General features: G+C 33.0%; 20 protein-coding genes. 17 read left to right on the top strand and 3 right to left on the bottom strand.

The window, feature by feature from the left end; genetic code table 11:
• Positions 1-7: 7 nt before the first annotated feature.
• The gene (locus LQ622_RS01785) at positions 8-271 is read right to left on the bottom strand and encodes a YrhK family protein (protein WP_037587587.1); all 264 of its coding nucleotides are present in this window, start codon (positions 269-271) and stop codon (positions 8-10) included.
• Between the two features lie 451 nt (positions 272-722).
• Positions 723-1,610: a nuclease-related domain-containing protein gene (locus LQ622_RS01780; protein WP_239762332.1), complete on the bottom strand. Its 888-nt coding sequence runs from the start codon at positions 1,608-1,610 to the stop codon at positions 723-725.
• Positions 1,611-1,773: 163 nt separating this feature from the next.
• On the opposite strand from LQ622_RS01780, the gene def reads away from it, so the two are divergent.
• The 13 genes from def to LQ622_RS01715 all read left to right on the top strand — a co-directional run bounded on the left by def (position 1,774) and on the right by LQ622_RS01715 (position 15,425).
• Positions 1,774-2,262, top strand: a complete 489-nt coding sequence (def, locus tag LQ622_RS01775; protein ID WP_107565732.1) for a peptide deformylase — start codon at positions 1,774-1,776, stop codon at positions 2,260-2,262.
• Positions 2,255-3,187: a methionyl-tRNA formyltransferase gene (fmt, locus tag LQ622_RS01770; RefSeq protein ID WP_037587594.1), complete on the top strand. Its 933-nt coding sequence runs from the start codon at positions 2,255-2,257 to the stop codon at positions 3,185-3,187. The genes def and fmt overlap by 8 nt, the downstream gene beginning before the upstream one ends.
• Positions 3,184-4,494, top strand: a complete 1,311-nt coding sequence (gene rsmB, locus LQ622_RS01765; RefSeq protein WP_204252919.1) for a 16S rRNA (cytosine(967)-C(5))-methyltransferase RsmB — start codon at positions 3,184-3,186, stop codon at positions 4,492-4,494. The genes fmt and rsmB overlap by 4 nt, the downstream gene beginning before the upstream one ends.
• A gap of 1 nt (position 4,495) precedes the next feature.
• On the top strand, positions 4,496-5,587 hold the full coding sequence (gene rlmN, locus LQ622_RS01760) for a dual-specificity RNA methyltransferase RlmN (RefSeq protein WP_025904564.1): 1,092 nt from the start codon (positions 4,496-4,498) through the stop codon (positions 5,585-5,587).
• Between the two features lie 3 nt (positions 5,588-5,590).
• A complete protein-coding gene (locus tag LQ622_RS01755) occupies positions 5,591-6,337 on the top strand; it encodes a Stp1/IreP family PP2C-type Ser/Thr phosphatase (RefSeq protein ID WP_037587595.1) in 747 nt (248 codons plus the stop codon).
• Positions 6,334-8,325, top strand: a complete 1,992-nt coding sequence (gene pknB / locus LQ622_RS01750; RefSeq protein WP_204188673.1) for a Stk1 family PASTA domain-containing Ser/Thr kinase — start codon at positions 6,334-6,336, stop codon at positions 8,323-8,325. The genes LQ622_RS01755 and pknB overlap by 4 nt, the downstream gene beginning before the upstream one ends.
• Before the next feature lie 130 nt (positions 8,326-8,455).
• Complete coding sequence (locus LQ622_RS01745) at positions 8,456-9,652, top strand: hypothetical protein (RefSeq protein WP_239774635.1); 1,197 nt, start codon at positions 8,456-8,458, stop codon at positions 9,650-9,652.
• Positions 9,653-9,727: 75 nt separating this feature from the next.
• Complete coding sequence (locus LQ622_RS01740) at positions 9,728-11,017, top strand: cytochrome P450 (RefSeq protein WP_025904560.1); 1,290 nt, start codon at positions 9,728-9,730, stop codon at positions 11,015-11,017.
• 124 nt (positions 11,018-11,141) lie between these two features.
• A complete protein-coding gene (locus LQ622_RS01735) occupies positions 11,142-11,822 on the top strand; it encodes a response regulator transcription factor (RefSeq protein ID WP_126476892.1) in 681 nt (226 codons plus the stop codon).
• Positions 11,812-13,197: a sensor histidine kinase gene (locus LQ622_RS01730; protein ID WP_239774634.1), complete on the top strand. Its 1,386-nt coding sequence runs from the start codon at positions 11,812-11,814 to the stop codon at positions 13,195-13,197. Before LQ622_RS01735 ends, LQ622_RS01730 begins: the two co-directional genes overlap by 11 nt.
• Positions 13,198-13,255: 58 nt before the next feature.
• Positions 13,256-14,131, top strand: coding sequence for a ribosome small subunit-dependent GTPase A (rsgA, locus tag LQ622_RS01725; RefSeq protein WP_239774633.1), 876 nt, complete (start codon positions 13,256-13,258; stop codon positions 14,129-14,131).
• Positions 14,131-14,778 carry a ribulose-phosphate 3-epimerase gene (gene rpe / locus LQ622_RS01720; RefSeq protein ID WP_191836240.1) on the top strand — a complete coding sequence of 216 codons (648 nt, stop codon included), beginning with the start codon at positions 14,131-14,133 and terminating at the stop codon, positions 14,776-14,778. Before rsgA ends, rpe begins: the two co-directional genes overlap by 1 nt.
• A gap of 2 nt (positions 14,779-14,780) precedes the next feature.
• Positions 14,781-15,425 (top strand): thiamine diphosphokinase, encoded by a 645-nt coding sequence (locus LQ622_RS01715; protein WP_239774632.1) that lies wholly within the window; start codon positions 14,781-14,783, stop codon positions 15,423-15,425.
• Between the two features lie 54 nt (positions 15,426-15,479).
• Here the strand turns inward: LQ622_RS01715 and rpmB are convergent, their stop codons facing one another.
• Entirely contained in the window at positions 15,480-15,668 is a 189-nt protein-coding gene (gene rpmB, locus LQ622_RS01710) for a 50S ribosomal protein L28 (RefSeq protein ID WP_017000124.1), read from the bottom strand.
• Between the two features lie 312 nt (positions 15,669-15,980).
• On the opposite strand from rpmB, the gene LQ622_RS01705 reads away from it, so the two are divergent.
• The 4 genes from LQ622_RS01705 to sdaAA all read left to right on the top strand — a co-directional run bounded on the left by LQ622_RS01705 (position 15,981) and on the right by sdaAA (position 19,705).
• Positions 15,981-16,355, top strand: coding sequence for an Asp23/Gls24 family envelope stress response protein (locus tag LQ622_RS01705; RefSeq protein WP_016911554.1), 375 nt, complete (start codon positions 15,981-15,983; stop codon positions 16,353-16,355).
• Between the two features lie 15 nt (positions 16,356-16,370).
• Positions 16,371-18,029, top strand: a complete 1,659-nt coding sequence (gene fakA / locus LQ622_RS01700) for a fatty acid kinase catalytic subunit FakA (RefSeq protein ID WP_239774631.1) — start codon at positions 16,371-16,373, stop codon at positions 18,027-18,029.
• Between the two features lie 127 nt (positions 18,030-18,156).
• Entirely contained in the window at positions 18,157-18,822 is a 666-nt protein-coding gene (sdaAB, locus tag LQ622_RS01695; RefSeq protein ID WP_239774630.1) for an L-serine ammonia-lyase, iron-sulfur-dependent subunit beta, read from the top strand.
• Between the two features lie 13 nt (positions 18,823-18,835).
• Positions 18,836-19,705: an L-serine ammonia-lyase, iron-sulfur-dependent, subunit alpha gene (gene sdaAA / locus LQ622_RS01690; protein ID WP_037587619.1), complete on the top strand. Its 870-nt coding sequence runs from the start codon at positions 18,836-18,838 to the stop codon at positions 19,703-19,705.
• Positions 19,706-19,821: the final 116 nt, after the last annotated feature.

Genomic DNA, 19,821 nt, shown 5'->3' with positions numbered 1-19,821 from the left:
GTGAATTCTAGTTCTCTTTTCTAATTTTACTGATATGAATATCTCTTGAAATTGCAATCAACGGACGAATAAGCATTTGGAAACTCCCAATTACAAATAGAACAGTTCCTGCAAAAGTAGTCGACTCATTAAAAAATAGAAAACTACCCGTTATAAATATCATCGCAAGAATGATATCGTTAATTTGATATAGAAATTTATAAAAAGTAACAACCTTAACATCAATATTGAATATGGTGAATTCCAATTCATTTTTATTTTTAGTGTGCATAATCCTCATCTCAAGTTGATAATATCAATAAATAGATTAAATTCAAGAGATTGATGTATGTGGGGGGAGAAGTACTGACCCCGTTATTAGCAGTTTTGGTCAAAGGTGCAAATACTGATGCCGTTATTAGCAGTTCTGGCCAAAGGTGCAAATACTGACCTCGTTATTAGCAGTTTTGGCCAAAGGTGCAAATACTGACCCCGTTATTAGCAGTTTTGGCCAAAGGTGCAAATACTGACCCCGTTATTAGCAGTTTTGGCCAAAGGTGCAAATACTGATACCGTTATTAGCAGTTCTGGTCCAAGGTGCAAATACTGACCTCGTTATTAGCAGTTCTGGCTAAAAGTGCAAATACTGATGCCGTTATTAGCAGTTTTGGCTAAAAGTGCAAATACTGACCCTGTTATTAGCAGTTCTGGCTAAAAGTGCAAATAGCAAACACCACACTAGTTTATTTAGGGGAAAATTTTCTATTTCTTTTCTTCTCTGATTTGAAATACTTGTTACAAACACGGCCAATTGTATATTGCTTCACCGGATAACACCACTGGATGGCTTCATCAAATGTGAAGCCGTCTCTTTTTAAATAATAGAGTTCTTTCAAATTGTACAGGACGATTTCTTCGGATTTGATCTTAGAGTAACAGTATGTGCAGTTATAGTAGATTTTACTTTCTACTATATTGATAGTGTGCATTTTTCTACAGCTCGGACATTTAATACCAGCTAAACTGAGATCGAAATATGGTGTGATTTCTTTTTGATAATAAGTGGAGTGAATTTTCTTGTGTTGTAATAAAAAGTTTAATATTGCGGGGTTAAACTTTGATGTATAAGATTGTAAAATTTCTTTGATTTGATTTAACTGATTGAAGTAGATGATATTCTGATTATGTGGCCAGTTTCCAACTGGTATAAAATGAGGGTTCGTAAAAATGATATAAGGCTGAATATCTATATGTATACCATTTTGATGCAGTAATTTTTCTAATTCAGATTTCATAAATTGAGTTTGTTTAATGGGGGATTTCGTAGTGAGTCCGTAACTATTTTTTAAGTAATCTTGTTCGAAGTGCCACTCATCTCTATAATGTTTAATTTCAAATAAGAAAAGTGTATTGTCTGTTGCGACTAAATAATCAATTTGGACATGATGTTGATTACCGAATTCGAAGTTATAAATATAGGTGACATTTGGTATCGTGTTTAAAAACGATTTGAAATACCGTTCTCCTTCTTTACCATTGTAATAAGTTAGAAGATTATTCCTCTCATCTTTCGATAAAATCTTCCGTGATTCAAGTGCGAGTAAATATTGATAGTAATCGGATGCGTTCATATAGGACTCCTTTTTGTTATTTATTGGTAATTCAATTTTACTTCGTTTACTCAAAAATTTCTATCAAATCAATATAAGCGACTGTAGATGAATTTTCTCTGTCGCTTTTTATATTGATTTACGTTATAATTATACGATGAGTTTTTAAAAAGGAGCGATAGATATGGCTGTAAAACCACTTGTTACGGTACCAAATCCAATATTAAATAGAGAAGTTAAAGATGTTGTGACTTTTGATGAGTCTTTAAAAACATTAATTGCTGATTTAGAGGATACAATGTTTGAAAATGATGGGGTGGGTATAGCTGCACCTCAAATTGGCGTTGATCTTAAAGTTGCGATTGTAGATATGGAGCAAGAAGGTATTTTGCAGCTGATCAATCCAACGATTGTTTCTCAATCTGAAGAAACTGAAGCTGATGTAGAAGGTTGTCTCAGCGTACCTGGTGTCTTTGGGGAAGTGAACAGAAGTAAAATGATTGTTGTGAAAAGTAATGATTTAAATGGTAATGAAGTTGAACTAACTGCGTATGATGATATTGCGCGTATTATTTTACATGAAGTAGATCATTTATATGGTGAGTTATTCACGGATAAGATGACAAGAGAAATTAGCGAAGAAGAACTAGAGGAGATGTATAAGGATGAGTAAAATTGTATTTATGGGTACACCAGATTTTTCTACAGGCATTCTTGAAATGTTAATCGAAGAACATGAAGTGATTGCAGTTGTTACTCAACCGGATCGTCCAGTAGGTAGAAAAAAAGTACTGACACCACCTCCTGTTAAAAAAGTAGCAGTTGAACACAATATTCCAGTATATCAACCTGAAAAATTAAATCATTCACCAGAATTAGAAGAGATTATTAATTTACAACCTGATTTGATCGTAACTGCAGCATTTGGACAGCTATTACCAAAATCATTATTAGATGCGCCAAAATACAAAGCAGTCAATGTGCATGCTTCATTGCTGCCTAAATATCGCGGTGGTGCTCCGATTCATTATGCAGTTATGAATGGTGAGAAGAAGACTGGCGTAACAATTATGTATATGGCAGAAAAATTAGATGCAGGTAATATTATTAGCCAAGATGAAATCGACATTAAAGAGAACGACACAGTAGGAGATGTTCATGATCAACTAGCAGTACTCGGTACAGCATTATTGAAACGAACTTTACCTACTATTTTTAATGGAACAAATGATAGCATTCCTCAAGATGAATCTCTAGTAAGTTTCGCTTCTAATATTTCAAGAGAAGATGAAAGAATTGACTGGACACAAGATGCTGAATCAATTCATAACCATATTAGAGGATTATCACCTTGGCCAGTTGCATATACAACGATGAATGATAAAAATATGAAATTGTGGCGCAGTGAAATAGTAAGAAATGTTAAAGGTAATCCAGGAGAAATTGTTGAAACAACTAAATCAGCTATTATAGTAGCAACAGGCAGTGAAGATGGTGTTGCTTTAACTGAAATACAATTAGCAGGTAAAAAACGAGTGCAAGCACGAGATTATTTAAGCGGATTACAATCAAAAATTGATGGGACTAAATTAATATGATGAAAAATAATGTAAGAAACGTTGCATTAACGATTCTAGATGATGTACTAACAGGTGAAGCATATAGTAATCTACAACTTAATGAAGCGATAAAAAACGAAGCCGTATCTAAAAAAGATGTTGGATTATTAACGGAACTTGTATATGGTACTTTACAAAGAAAAATCACTTTAGAATATTTAATTGAGCCTTTTATTAAGACGAAGTTAAAAGGTTGGATGAAACGTCTATTAATTATGAGTGCATATCAATATGTATATTTAGATAAAGTCCCAAATCATGCGATTATCAATGAAGCTGTCAATATTGCTAAAGTACGCGGTGATTTACACAATAGTAAAGCAATTAATGCAATTCTTAGAAATTTCATGTCTGCACCATTAAGAACATTAGATGAAATCAAACATGATGATAAGAAATTATCAATAGAAGGTAGTGTACCTTTATGGTTAACGAAACATTGGATTACGCATTTCGGATATGAAAAGACAAGAGAAATGTGTTTACTAAGTTTAACACCGCCAGATACAACAGTGAGAGTAAATACAACACGTATATCTGTTGAAGATGCAGTTGAAAGATTACAAAGTAATGGTTATACTGTCGAAATAGATAAAGACATAGAAAGATGTTTACATGTTAAAGGTGAAGCTATTGTAAATGATAGACTGTTTAAAGATGGTTTATTATCAGTACAAGATAAGAGTTCAATGTTTGTAGCAGAAATTTTGAATCCGAAACCGAATAGCACAGTGTTAGATACATGTAGTGCACCAGGTGGTAAGACTTGTCATATCGCTGAAATCATGAATCAAACAGGTCATGTTGATGCGTTTGACATTCACCCACATAAAATAGATTTAATTGATTTTAATATTAAAAAATTAAGACTAAAAAATGTAACAGCAGCTGTACACGATGCAACTCAGCCTTTTGATCAAACATATGATTACATCCTTGTAGATGCACCGTGTAGTGGATTTGGTGTCATGAGAAGAAAGCCTGAAATTAAATATGACAAGACGTCAAAAGATGTTGAATCATTATGGCACTTACAATTAGAAATCCTTGAAAATGCGAGTAAATCTCTTGCACCTAATGGAGAATTAGTGTACTCAACTTGTACAATTGAACAAATGGAAAATGAAAATGTTGTTTATTCATTCTTAAAAGCAAATCCAGAATTTGAATTCGCACCATTTATAGATCCGAGAACAAATCAAGAAACTAAAACATTACAGCTACTACCTCAAGATTATAATTCAGATGGTTTCTTTATTACTAAAATTAAGAGAAAGGAAAGTTAATATGCCAGCGATACAGAAAAAACGCAATAAATTTATGCCAAACTTCGAAAGACCTTCAATATATTCATTACAATTAGGAGAATTAGAAGATTGGTTGATCGATCAATCAGAACCAAAGTTTAGAGCTAAACAAATTTTTGATTGGTTATATGTTAAAAGAGTAGATGCTTTTAGCGAAATGACAAATCTTTCAAAAGAATTGAGAGAAAAGCTTGTACAATCATTTGAAATTACAACGTTAGAAGTAGCTGTTAAACAAGAAAGTAAAGATGGAACAATCAAGTTTCTTTTTGAATTACAAGATGGATACACGATTGAAACAGTATTAATGAGACATGAATATGGGAATTCAGTTTGTGTGACAACTCAAGTAGGTTGTCGTATAGGTTGTACGTTCTGTGCCTCATCAATCGGTGGTTTGAAACGTAACCTTGAAGCGGGTGAAATTGTTGCGCAAGTATTAACAGTTCAAAAAGCTTTAGATGCTACGGATGAGCGTGTCAGTCAAGTCGTTATTATGGGTATTGGTGAACCATTTGAGAACTATGATGAAATGATGGGATTCTTAAAAATCATTAATCATGATAAAGGTTTAAACATCGGAGCACGTCATATTACAGTGTCTACATCAGGAATTGTCCCTAAAATTTATGATTTTGCTGATGAGTCACTACAAATAAACTTCGCATTAAGTTTACACGCTGCTGATAATGAAACACGTTCTAGATTGATGCCTATTAACAGAGCTTATGATTTAGATAAATTAATGGAAGCTATTGAATACTATGTCAATAAAACGAATAGAAGAATCACATTTGAATATGGTTTATTCGGAGGCGTGAATGACCAAGTTCATCATGCAAAAGCATTGGCAAAATTAATTAAACATTTAAACTGTCACGTGAACTTAATTCCAGTTAACCACGTACCAGAACGTGATTATGTAAAAACATCAAAAGAAGATATCTTTAAATTCGAAAAAGAATTAAAAAGAAACGGGATAAATGCTACAATAAGACGTAATCAAGGTGCAGATATTGATGCTGCATGTGGACAACTAAGAGCAAAAGAGCGAAAAGAAGAAACGAGGTAACAAATCATGGAAGCACGGTTTTTTACAGATGTCGGTCAATTTCGAGAACAAAATGAAGATGCAGGTGGAATCTATACAAATCAAACAGGTCAAGTTTTATTAGTGATTTGTGATGGTATGGGCGGACATGCTGCAGGTGAAGTTGCAAGTCAATTTGTGAATGATTCACTTAAAGCTAGATTCGAAGATGAAAATTATATTGAATATGATCATGCTGAAGATTGGTTGCAATCTAACTTAGCTGATATAAACAGACAATTATATAACGAGTCTATGAACAATGAGATGTATAGAGGCATGGGTACAACTTGTGTTTGTGCTCTAGTCTATGAAAAAGACATCGTTGTAGCTAATATAGGTGATTCACGTGCTTATTTGATGAACAGTCGTGAAATGATGCAATTAACAAATGATCATACATTTGTTAATCATCTTGTTACGATTGGGGAAATTACGAAAGAAGAAGCTTTCACGCATCCTCAAAGAAACATTATTACAAAAGTTATGGGAACAGATAAACGTGTTAACCCAGATATTTTTTACTACAATACAAAATTTTATGATTATTTGCTTTTAAATTCAGATGGTTTAACAGATTACTTACATGAAGATGACGTTCAACAAATTGTGATGTCTCATAAAGGTACGGTTGAGGATATTGGTGAAACGCTTATCGAAGAAACAATCGAAGTCGAAGGTAAAGATAATATTTCGTTAATATTATATCCATTTGAAGGTGGAAAAATATGATAGGTCGCATAATCGCCGGTCGCTATGAATTTGTGAAGTATCTTGGTGGCGGTGGTATGAGTAACGTCTATTTAGCGAAAGATAAGATCTTGAACCGTGATGTAGCAGTGAAAGTAATCAACATACCGCCTTATGAAAAAGAAAAAGCCGTTGAACGTTTCGAAAGAGAAGTTCAAAATACGACGATTTTAAGTCATAGTAACGTTGTGAATGTACTTGATGTAGAAGAAGATGATAATTGTTATTACCTTGTTATGGAATACATAGAAGGACCAACTTTAAAGGAATATCTATGTAAAGAAGGTAAGTTATCTGCAGATGAAGCGGTTGAAATGACCCTTCAAATCTTAAAAGGTATCGCACATGCACACCATCATCGAATTATTCATCGAGATATTAAACCGCAAAACATTCTCATGACTAAAAATGGGACGTTAAAAATATTAGACTTTGGTATCGCAAGGGCATTAAGTGAAACAGCTCTAACTGAAACGAATCATGTTATGGGTTCTGTTCAATATTTATCGCCTGAACAAGCTAAAGGTCAATCAACAGATGAATCATCAGATATTTATTCTATTGGTATTGTATTGTATGAATTATTAACAGGACACCCGCCATTTAATGGGGAAACGCCTGTAAGTGTTGCCATTAAACATATTCAAGAAGAGTTGCCTTCTATTAGAAAAGAACGACCATCTATACCTCAAAGTATAGAAAATGTCATTATGAAAGCAACGCGTAAAGAAAAGTCACTCAGGTACCGTGACACAAATGAAATGTATTATGACCTTTTAACAGCATTGGATGATGAACGTAAAGATGAATTACCTAGGTATGATTCTAATTTAGATACTAAAACAATGCCCGTTATAAAAGCAGATGAAGAAGAAAGTGATACAAAGACTGTTCCAATTGCAACGACTCAACAAGATGCTAATGCACAACAACAAAATACGGAAACAAATAAGCCTAAACGTAAACGAAATAAATGGTTAATCGTTTTTGTACCTATTTTACTATTATGTATGTTAGTAGGTGCAATCGGTTTTGCCTTAACGGCTCCTAAATATGTAGATGTGCCTAATTTATTAGGAAAATCACGTGGTGAAGCCTTAGCTTTAATAGACGAAAAAGGTTTAAGTAAAGGCAAAATAACAGAAGCCTATAGTAATAGCTTTAAAGAAGGCGAAGTTATGAAAGTAACACCTAAAGTTGGTAGCAAAGTTAAAGAAATGACTAAAGTTGATTTAGTGATATCTCAAGGTGTTAAGACGTTTACCGTAGAAGATTATGTTGGAAAATCAGCAGACAAAACGAAAAAGCAATTAGAAAAACAAGGCTTTGAATCTGTCCGTATAAAAGAACAGTATGATAAAGCGGCGAATGGCACAGTGATTAATCAAAATATCGAACCAGGTTCTAAAGTCGTACCTAAAGATACGATGATTATTTTGACTAAATCAATCGGCGTGAAACAAGAATACGTTAAAGATTATACGGGTGAAGAAATCAGTAAAGCGACATCTGAACTTGAAGCGCTTGGATTTAAAGTAGAACAATCTGAAGTTGAAAGTGATGAACCAGCAGATACAATCGTCAAACAATCATTTAAAGATGGACAATTACCAGTCGAATCAACGATTTACTTTGATGTATCTAAAGGTGAAGATAAAGACTCTGACTCAGATAAATCAGATGACAAAGATAAAAAAGATGACAACAATGATAATGCAAGAGATAAAACATATACACAATCCGTTTATATACCATTTACAGGGTCTGATAGTAAAAAAGGTCAAAAAGTAGAAATCTTTGTTAAAGATAAATCAAATAATATTAAAAAAGTTGCAGATTCCTTTACGATTAAAAAAGATACAACAAGAAGCATTAATTTCACGATTCCAAAAGGTGAATCAGCTGAATATCGCGTTGAAGTAGATGGTAAAGAAATTGAAAGTAACACAATTGATTACGATGATTTCTAAATATATGAAAAGTATATAGCTATTTGTGAGACTGAAACATTAACCAGTGTTTCAGTCTCTATTTTTATACACTATTGATTTAATGCTTAGTTCTTAGTAAAATTTAGAAAATGAGTCTGGGGTGAAAAATATGCTTCCTTATGTGTCTTTATATGAATATGTATATCGTCAAACAGAACATGCTATTGTAGATGCTGATCAAAAGCACGCTATTTATGAAGAGTATAAAAATATTGTGACCTCATCTCATCTAACTGATCAAGTCTTTATAGAAGTTATGAATAATTTCTTCTATGATATAGGCTTGTTGAGTACGTCTATTAAGGCATTGAAAGTTCCTGACAAGCAAGTGGGAATTAAGGTAAGAGCTACTAAAGATGCTTTAGTTGTTACGGAAGTGCTGGATGATATACGCTTTGTTGTTGGTGATGAAATTACACAGTTATCAGGAGATTCTATTGAATATTGTAGAATGAGATATCATCGTTTATTAAAAGATGAACCTTACCATAGGGAAGAATGGGGACATATATTAACTTTCCAAAATGAAGTAGAAGTAAAAAGAGCGAATCAAACTTATCGCTTTGAATTGAGACACTATCCCGTCGATACAGAACATACGATTGATGTGACGGTTAAGGATGATGTACCAATATTAGAATTTAACGGTGATATTCGTTTTGAACAAGCTGTTGACGCGTTATATAAATTATCCAAAATTCAAGAATCATCTAAAAAAGTCGTGTTTGATTTTAGGAACGCACAATTTAAAAATTTAAGTATCGCAGAGTTTCTTATACCTTATTTTTATGAGATTGGAAATCAAGAAACGATATTAACGAGAGACACACACGTAAAGGTTGAGCGAGAGCGTCATAAGACGTTATTTAAGCAAAAATTAGAACGTTTGTATAAAGCGTGCAGTGAAATGAATGAACAAGCTTTTTATCAAAATATTTTAGATCAACCTGTTGGTGATTGGAAACTCTTTGATGATGATAAAATTGATTTTATCGGATTAAGTCGATTTGAAGAAATTGTGGTATTAATTGATAAAGATACATCTTATGCAGCTGAATGGCTCGTTTATAAAATAGCAAAATCGGGAATAGTCAATCTTGTCGGAAGACCAACGAGTGGAAATCTAGCATTTTTTAATATTGTTGAGGAAATTATTGATCAACGATTTATACTCAGTTTTCCAGTTGAAAATCTAAGTCAATCGATTCAACATGATGTCGTTTATCCAGATACGCTAATTGAGTGGTCAAAAAGGCATGCATTAGTTGACAAAGATATAAAATTTTCAATTGATAATAGTAGTTGATTGATTATTTTCACAGAAAATGAAATAATATGTAAGTATATGAAATTTACAAAAATTCTAGGGGGCATTAACTTTATGGGTAAGCAAATACCAAAAGATAGAGGGCTAGACAGTACATTAAAAGTCTTAAAAGAAGGCTATAAATATGTACCAAATAGACTTGAGAAATTTGATACAAATATTTTTGAATTAAGAGCATTAGGTGGAAGAAGAACAGTTGTATTTAGCGGTAAAGAAGCTGCAGAGATTTTTTATAACAATGAATTAATCGAAAGACAAGGTACATTACCTAAACGTGTTGTTAATACTTTATTCGGTAAAGGCGCTATACATACTACTGGTGGTAAAAAACACATAGACCGTAAAGCTCTATTTATGTCATTAATGACTGAAGAAAACTTAGAATATTTGAGAGAACTTACACGTAGTACTTGGTTTATGAATACTGAACGTATGGAAAGAATGGACGAAGTTAACGTTTATAAAGAATCTATCATTCTATTAACTAAAGTTGGATTTAGATGGGCAGGCATTATCGCTTCTCCTGAAGAAATCGAAAGCTGTGCTAAAGATATGGATACTATGATCGATTCATTCAAAAATATCGGTACTGCATTCAAAGGATATAGAGAAGCTAAAAAAGCAAGAGATAGAGTAGAAACATTCCTAGAAAATCAAATTATTGCAGTACGTGAAGGTAAATTAACACCTCCACAAGGTACAGCATTACATGAATTTAGTCATTGGGAAGATTTTGAAGGTAATTTAATGGATTCTAGATTGTGTGCGATCGATTTAATGAACGTTGTGCGTCCTCTAGTCGCAATTAACCGTTTTGTTAGTTTCGGTGTGAAAGCATTACATGATTATCCAGGAGAAGCAGAAAAAGTCTTCAATAATGAAAATGACTATGCTTATAAATTTGTACAAGAAGTTAGAAGATTCTATCCTTTCGTACCATTTTTACCAGGTAAAGCAGCAGTAGATATCGAATTTGATGGCTATACTATTGAGAAAGATACGTTCTTAGTATTAGATATTTACGGAACATTGCATAGAGAAGGCTTATGGGAGAATCCAGAAAGATTCTATCCAAACCGCTTCAGCGATTGGGACGGAAGCCCATTTGATTTAATCCCTCAAGGTGGTGGCGATTATTATACAAACCACCGTTGTGCGGGTGAATGGATGACAATTATCATCATGGAAGAATCAATGAAATACTTCGCTAGAAACATTTCATATGATATGAAAAAAGACCAAGACCTATCTGTTAATTTAAATAAATTACCAGGTCGTGTTGTAAGTGGTACAATCATTGAAAATGTTAATGCATTAGTAAATCGTAACGTAGAATCAGTTTAATCATGAATTGATTCATTATAATAATATTAATCAGGCTGAAATTTCTAATGAAATTTCAGCCTGAATTCATGTATATATGAAAATTTTCAAAGATATTTGGTATCATAGGTAAAGAGGTGATGACATGGTAACTTGTTTAGTTGTAGATGATGATAAATTTATCTTAAATGATTTGAAGCGAGAAATTGAACGTGAACATATAAATGTTATAACAAGTCTCAGTGGTGAGGAAGCTTTAGAAGTTGTAGAGCATAAATATATTGATATTGCTGTTGTAGATATTATGATGCCAGGTATGGACGGCTTTGAATTGTGTCAAATACTTAAAGATAGTTTTGATATTCCAGTTATCATGTTAACGGCAAGAGATGAGTTGAGTGATAAAGAAAATGCATTTCTTGCTGGAACAGATGATTATGTAACGAAACCATTTGAAATTAAAGAGTTAATTTTTAGAATAAAAGCTGTACTACGCAGATTTAAAATTAATTCATCCAATGAACTTCAAATAGGTAACACATTTATTAATAGTGTTGATATGGAAATAACGATTAATCAGAAAACAATGCTTTTACCAAAGAAAGAATTTGCATTACTAGATTATTTAATGCGTAACAAAGATAAAGTATTACAACGAGACAAAATCATTGAAGTTGTATGGGGCATTGATTTCGAAGGAGACGAGCGAACGCTTGATGTACATATTAAACGTATTAGAAAGCGATTAGAAAAGTTAGAGAGCGATGTCTTGATTAAAACCGTGAGAGGCGTTGGTTACAAGGCGGTGCTTGCTCATGAGGTTTAAGTCTTTAGCGCAACGTATAACGATCTATACAATAGTTGTGATGCTCGTAAGTGCTATTTTAGGATTTATTCTTACAAATATTTATTATCATATAGATTTAAAAGAAAAAAATGATCACAAAGTATTTAATACTTTAAAAGATGTTCAAGATTATATTGATCATGACAATGAAATGTCGCTGGATAATTATTTAAATCACTTAAGCGAACTTCATTATCAGGCTGTATTATATAACGATAAGTTGAAACCGACTTATTATGGTGATCACTTCAGAAAATATAATTTAGATAAACAAGCTGTTGAAGATGTTTTAGACGGTAAGACGTATCATGGTATTAAAAATAGACCGTTTAATATTTTTATTACAGGATTCTTTGATAATGAAACGAGAAACACTGTCGGTATTAAGATTCAACATCAAGGTAGTGAATATGCCTTATTTTTAAGACCTAGTGTCGGTTCTATGTTAGGCGAATTTAGAATATTTTTAGCGATATTACTTGTATTACTTGTCGTTATTTCATTAGTACTCGTGCTCTTTTCAAGTTATTCATTGGCAAACCCAATTAGAAGACTTATGAAGACAACGGAATCATTACGTAAAGGTGATTTTGATGTCGATATCAAAGTAACACGTGACGATGAAATAGGTATATTACAACATCGATTTATTAAGATGAGAGATGAACTTAAACAACTAGAAATGATGAGACAATCCTTTGTTCAAAATGTCTCTCATGAAATTAAATCTCCGCTTCAATCTATTTTAAGTTTATTAAGAGAACTTGAACATGAACAAGATGAAAATAACAGAATACAAATTATAGAAGATATATATGCAAGAGCATACCGTTTGAGTAATTTAACGAAACAATTATTGTTGTTATCGGAGTTAGATAATAGTGAACATTTGTCATTTAATGAAACAGTACATGTTCAAAAAGTCATTAAAGAAGTCGTTCAAAATCTCAATTTCTTATTAGAAGACAATGAAATCTCAGTTCTGTTTGATATGGATGATTTAACTATTAAAGGTAATCATAAGTTACTTTATCAAGCACTCTATAATATATTAAATAATGCTATTAAATATTCACCTAAACATAGTATGATACAAATTGATCTTAAAGAACAAAATGAATTTGTAAAAGTTTCTATTATTGATGAAGGTTATGGCATGACTGAGAAACAATTGAAACATATTAAAGATCGATTTTATAAAGGCGATCAATCGCATAATATTCATGTTGATAGTAACGGTCTTGGTTTATCAATTGTTGATTCAATTATTGAACATCATGATGCTCAAATCTTCTTCGAAAGTGAAGTCGATAAAGGGACAGAAGTAACGATTTTGTTTAAGCAACATAAATAATTGATTATTTAAGCAGTATGATTTGGTATAATAAAAATAAAATGAGGTAGGTGTTATATTGAAAACGGGTCGTATTATTAAATCAATAAGTGGAGATTATTCAGTACAAGCTGACGATGGTATATATATTACGAGAGCTCGAGGGTTATTCAGAAAGAAGAAGACATCTCCTGTTGTCGGAGATATTGTTGATTTTCAAGTTGAAAATGAAACGGGTGGGTATATTCAACATATTCATGAACGTGAGAATATATTATTAAGACCACCAGTCTCAAATATTCATAAAGTTATTGTCGTGATGAGCGCATCGGAACCAGCGTTTAGTCAACAATTATTAGATAGATTTCTCGTAGTCGTTCATTCATACAATATTACACCGATAATATGTGTAACTAAAAAAGATCTCGCCACTGATGACGAAATTCAAAAAATTCAAGATAAATTAGCGCAATATCAATCAATTGGATATGAAACATTATTTATAGGCGAAGAAGATGATGTATCAAATGCGATTAAACCTTTAATTGACGGTATCATCGTGTTAAGTGGCCAATCAGGTGTTGGTAAATCCACGATTATGAATAGATTGTTCGAGGATTTGAATTTAGAAACAAACAAAATCTCAAAAGCGCTTAATCGTGGTAAACATACGACAAGACACGTAGAGTTGTATGAGCTAGATGGTGGTTATTTAGCGGATACACCTGGATTTAGTGCATTAGACTTTTCTCACATTGAAAAGGAAGAACTTGCAGATTTATTCCCAGAATTTGAAGCCATTAAATCACAGTGTAAATTTAGAAATTGTACGCACATTAATGAACCTAAATGTGCAGTAAAAGAACGCATACGAGACAATCATTTTTATCAGTTAAGATATAAGCACTATTTGACATTATTCGAAGAAATTCAAAATAGAAAGGTAAGATATTAATGGTAAAAATAGCACCTTCACTTTTAGCTTGTGATTTTGCAGAATTAAAACAAGAAGTAACACGCGTTAAGGAATCTGGCGCAGACATTTTACATTTTGATGTAATGGATGGTCAGTTTGTACCGAATATATCAATTGGATTACCTATTTTAGAATCATTAAGAAAAGTAACAGATATGATGATTGATACACATTTAATGATCGAGAACCCAGAACAAATGATTGATGCATTTTGTGAAGCGGGTAGTGACATGGTTTCTGTTCACTTTGAGGCGACACCACACATTCATAGAGCGATACAACAAATCAAAGCGCATCATAAATTAGCAGGTGTTGTGATCAATCCTGGAACGCCTGTAGAATCATTGTCGCAAATTTTAGGTGACGTGGACTTTGTTTTAATTATGACTGTGAATCCTGGATTTGGTGGTCAAAGCTTTATAGAATCTACGTTAAGTAAAATTACTTGGTTAGACGAATATAGAAATGAACATGACTTAAACTTTGAAATTGAAGTTGATGGTGGTGTTAATGAAGAAACTGGTGCGTTATGTAAAGCACAAGGAGCAGACATATTAGTTGCAGGATCTTATTACTTCAAACATGAAGACTACAAAGAACCTGTACACAAATTAAAGGGTGATTAATCGTGAAAGTAAATCTATTATGTAGTATGCGTCATATCAATGAACATATTCTTCAAGATGAAAAGCACATTGATTGGATAGGTGTAGATAGAGGCACAATTGAATTAATTAAACATGACATTAAGCCTGTTGCTGCTATAGGAGATTTTGATTCGGTATCAGATGAAGAGTATCAACAAATTATTAAACATATCGATATTGATCCAGTAAAAAAAGAAAAGGTTGATACTGATCTTGCATTAGCAGTTAACTTAGCAGTTGAACTCGGATACGAAGAAATAAGAATATATGGTGCGACAGGTGGCAGATTAGATCATTTTATGGGTGCTGTTCAAATATTAACGAAACCAGAATTTCTGGAAGATAATATTCAAATTACGCTTGTAGATGAGCAAAATGAAATTACAGTATTAAAAGCAGGAAATCATCGAATTTCACAAGTAGAAGGCATGAAATATGTATCGTTTATTCCGCTAAGTACGAATATTAGAATAAAATTAGAAGAATTTAAATATGATTTGCCATTTACAACTTTGGCTCAAGGCTCAACGTTAACAATTAGTAATGAGTTTAAAGCGGGTCATGAACACCCATTAGTAACAGTTGAACTTGGTAATATATTGATGGTACAAAGTAAAGATAAATAAAAAAAGAGAACCTTCCACACAAAGGTTCTCTTTATTATATGTGACTTATATTCATTAAACGCGTGTAACTTTACCTGATTTAAGCGCACGAGCTGAAACCCATACACGTTTAGGTTTACCGTCAACTAAGATTCTAACTTTTTGTAAATTAGCGTTCCAACGACGTTTGTTAGCATTTAATGCGTGAGAACGGTGGTTACCAGTTCTAGCTTTACGACCTGTTACGAAACATTCTTTAGCCATAAATATCCTCCTTTAATGAAATATAAATACACATTTATTTACGTTTACACACCTTAATAATATAACACGCACTTGTCATTTATTCAACGCCTTTTTTGTAAATTAGCGAAAAAATAATAACAAATTTCGCAAAAAGTATTTTAAAGTTCAATTTATTTGTTATAATAATATCTTGTGAAAACGTTGTATAAAAAACGTGATTAAAATGATGAATTCTTGCGATGTGAATGTGATATTAAGTATAATTAAACAGAACATATATAAAGTAGTTTATAAAACGAAAAAATTTAAATGTGTAGGAGGGACGTAATCATGACTTTAGAAATTACAAATGAGTATGGAAGTATCGATATTTCAAATGACGTTATTGCAACGCTTGCTGGCGGTGCTGCCGTAGAATGTTATGGTATCGTTGGTATGGCAAGTAAACATCAAGTTAGAGATGGCATTGCAGAAATTCTTGGGCGTGATAATTATGCCAAAGGTGTTATTGTATCTCAAAACGAAGGTGTTCTTGATGTAGATATGTATATAATTGTGAGTTATGGTACGAAAATCTCAGAAATAGCAAACAATGTCCAATCTGCTGTTAAATATACTTTAGAACAATCATTAAATTTAAAAGTCAACGCAGTCAACATATATATCCAAGGTGTTAGAGTTATTAATGATGATGAGGAAGCATAGGGAGGCAAATACAGTATGAATAAGATTGACGGCAAATTGTTTGCTGATATGATCGTTCAAGGATCAGATAGTTTATCAAACAATGCAGATTTTGTAGATTCTTTAAATGTGTTTCCTGTACCAGATGGAGATACAGGAACAAATATGAATTTATCAATGTCATCAGGTGCAGCAGAGGTTAAAGCTCATAGTAATGTACATATCGGTGAGGTTGGTAAAATATTTTCTAAAGGATTGTTAATGGGCGCAAGAGGTAACTCAGGTGTTATCTTATCTCAATTATTTAGAGGATTCTCAAAATCGATTGAGAATGAACAAGAAATTGATGCTCAACAATTCGCTAAAGCATTCCAATCAGGTGTGAATACAGCATATAAAGCTGTAATGAAACCAGTTGAAGGAACTATTTTAACAGTTGCGAGAGTAGCTGGAGAAGCAGCTGTTAAAGCAGCTGAATCAACAGAAGATGTTATAACAGTTATGGAAGCAGTCATTAAAGAAGGTCAAACAGCATTAGAAAACACACCAAACCAACTACCTGTACTTAAAGAAGTAGGTGTTGTGGATAGTGGTGGACAAGGTTTAATGTTTGTTTATGAAGGCTTCTTATCAACATTAAAAGGCGAAAAAATTCAACCTGCTAAAGAAAAAGTAGATACAGACGAATTTATTAATGATGACCATGATTTCGGTGGCGTCATGAATACTGAAGATATCGTCTACGGCTACTGTACTGAAATTATGGTTCGCTTTGGAAAAGATAAAAAAGCTTTCGATGAAGAACAATTTAGAGAAGATATGAGTCAATTCGGTGATTCATTACTCGTAATCTCTGATGATGAAATCGTAAAAGTACATGTTCATTCTGAAACACCAGGTGAAGTATTATCTTACGGTAGCCAATACGGTGAACTCATTAAAATTAAAATCGAAAACATGCGCGAACAACATAGAGAAGTACTTCGTAAAAGCGCAGATAAAAAGATCAAACAAGAACAACAACAAGAGCAAGAAGAGATTGAAACAGCAGTTATTACAATTTCAATGGGTGAAGGAATCACAACATTATTTAAATCACTTGGTGCAACACATGTCATCAGCGGTGGCCAAACTATGAATCCTTCAACAGAAGATATTGTAAAAGTTGTAAAACAATCAGGTTGTAAAAATGCAATCATCTTACCAAATAATAAAAATATTATTATGGCAGCTGAGCAAGTTGAACATTTAGTTGATATACCTGTAGCTGTTGTAGCATCAAAAACAGTATCTCAAGGTCTTTCAGCAATGTTAAATCTTAACTTAGAGCAATCAATCGAAGAGAATAAAGCGCATATGGAAGATGCAATGCGTTTTGTAAAATCAGGTTCTGTAACATATGCCGTTAGAGACACAAATATAGATGGTATTACAATTAAAAAAGGTGAGTTCATGGGTATCCATGAAAGCAGTATTAAAGTAAGTGATGCTGACCACCTAACAGCTAGTAAAAAGCTTATCGATGAAATGATTGATGAAGACAGTGAAATTTTAACAATTATTAAAGGTGAAGACGCTACTGATGAAGAAGTCGATCAATTAGTATCATATGTTGAAGAAAACTATGAAGAAGTTGAAGTAGAAGTACATCAAGGTGACCAACCAATTTACTCATTCTTATTCTCAGTAGAATAATCTCAAGATAAAAGACAACAATGTTAAACAAAAGCGTTGTTGTCTTTTGTGTTGTAAAACGCTTACAAAACGAGCGAAAGTTGTTATAATGGTATGGTGAAATTAAAAGAGAAACGAGTGATTATTGATGAAATATAGAAGTGTCTTTGACATTATTGGTCCAGTAATGGTTGGACCATCTTCATCACATACTGCTGGTGCAGTAAGAATTGGATTAATAGCTAGAGGGTTATTTGATGGTAAACCTGAACATATTGATATATATTTATATGGGTCTTTCATGGAAACTTATAAAGGACATGGTACTGACGTTGCGTTAGTCGGCGGTATTCTAGGCTATGATACAGACGATGACCGAATCAAAACAAGTCTTCAAGATGCTGAGCAACAACAGATTGATGTCAACTTTATCGAAATGTATGAAGAACGATCACATCCGAATACAGCAATTATCAACATGAGAAATAAAGAAATGGAAATCTCAGTAGAAGGTATTTCAATTGGTGGTGGTAAAGTTGAAATCATTGCGATAAACGGATTCCAAATTGCCATTAGTGGGAATTATCCTGCTTTACTTGTTTTTCATAAGGATACATTTGGCACAATCGGGAAAGTGACCAATGTCTTTGGTGATTATCGTATTAATGTTGGTAGTATGCAAGTGGCGCGTAAAGAGAAAGGTGAACTTGCATTAATGACGTGTGAATTAGATGATGATATTCCACAAGAAGTCTTAAATAAAATTAAAGAAATTGATGGTGTACAGACAGTCACATTAATGGGGGAATCATAAAAGGAGGGTTATCATGTTTCAAAGTGTAAAAGAACTTATTGAAATTTGTGAAAGAGAAAATAAAAAAATTTATGAAGTCATGATTGAACAAGAAATGCGTGTGTCTAAACTCTCTAAAGAAGAAGTTTATCAAAATATGGAACGCAATTTAGATACAATGGAAAAAGCCATTGAACGTGGTATAAATGGTGTAACGTCAACAACAGGTTTAACTGGAATGGATGCTGTACTTTTACAAGATTATTTAGAAAGTGGACAATCACTTTCAGGTGATTTAATGATTGATGCAGTAAGTAAAGCTGTTGCGACGAACGAAGTAAATGCAGCAATGGGTAAAATATGTGCAACACCAACTGCCGGTTCTGCAGGGGTTGCGCCTGGTGTATTATTTGCACTGAAAAAAAGACTAAACCCTTCTAGAGAAGATATGTTACATTTCTTATTTACAACAGGTGCATTTGGATTTGTTGTTGCGAATAACGCATCTATATCAGGTGCGGCTGGTGGTTGCCAAGCTGAAGTTGGTTCAGCAGCCGCGATGAGTGCTGCTGCAACAGTAGAAATGGCTGGCGGTACACCTCAACAATCTGCAGAAGCATTTGCGATTAGCTTAAAAAATATGTTAGGACTTGTTTGTGATCCAGTTGCGGGATTAGTAGAAGTACCTTGTGTTAAGAGAAACGCTGCAGGTGCTTCAAATGCAATTATTTCAGCTGATATGGCTTTAGCAGGCGTGAAATCAAGAATTCCTACTGATGAAGTTATAGAAGCTATGTATAAGATTGGCCAAACAATGCCTTCAGCACTACGTGAAACAGGTCGTGGTGGTTTAGCAGGTACGCCAACAGGAGAAAGGTTAAAACAAGAGATATTTGGAAATTAACCAAAACATTAATTTATAAGGCTGGGACATGATTCATTGTCCTAGTCTTTATTTGTTTGTATAAAGCTCATTTTGGTGAAATCGATTGGTTTATATTATGTATTTGTTCTATAATT

The sequence above is a fragment of the Mammaliicoccus sp. N-M50 genome (assembly GCF_022386995.1).
GTDB lineage: Bacteria > Bacillota > Bacilli > Staphylococcales > Staphylococcaceae > Mammaliicoccus > Mammaliicoccus sciuri_A.
The sequence above is the reverse complement of the archived record's forward strand: the minus strand, read 5'-3'. Positions and strand labels throughout refer to the sequence as shown.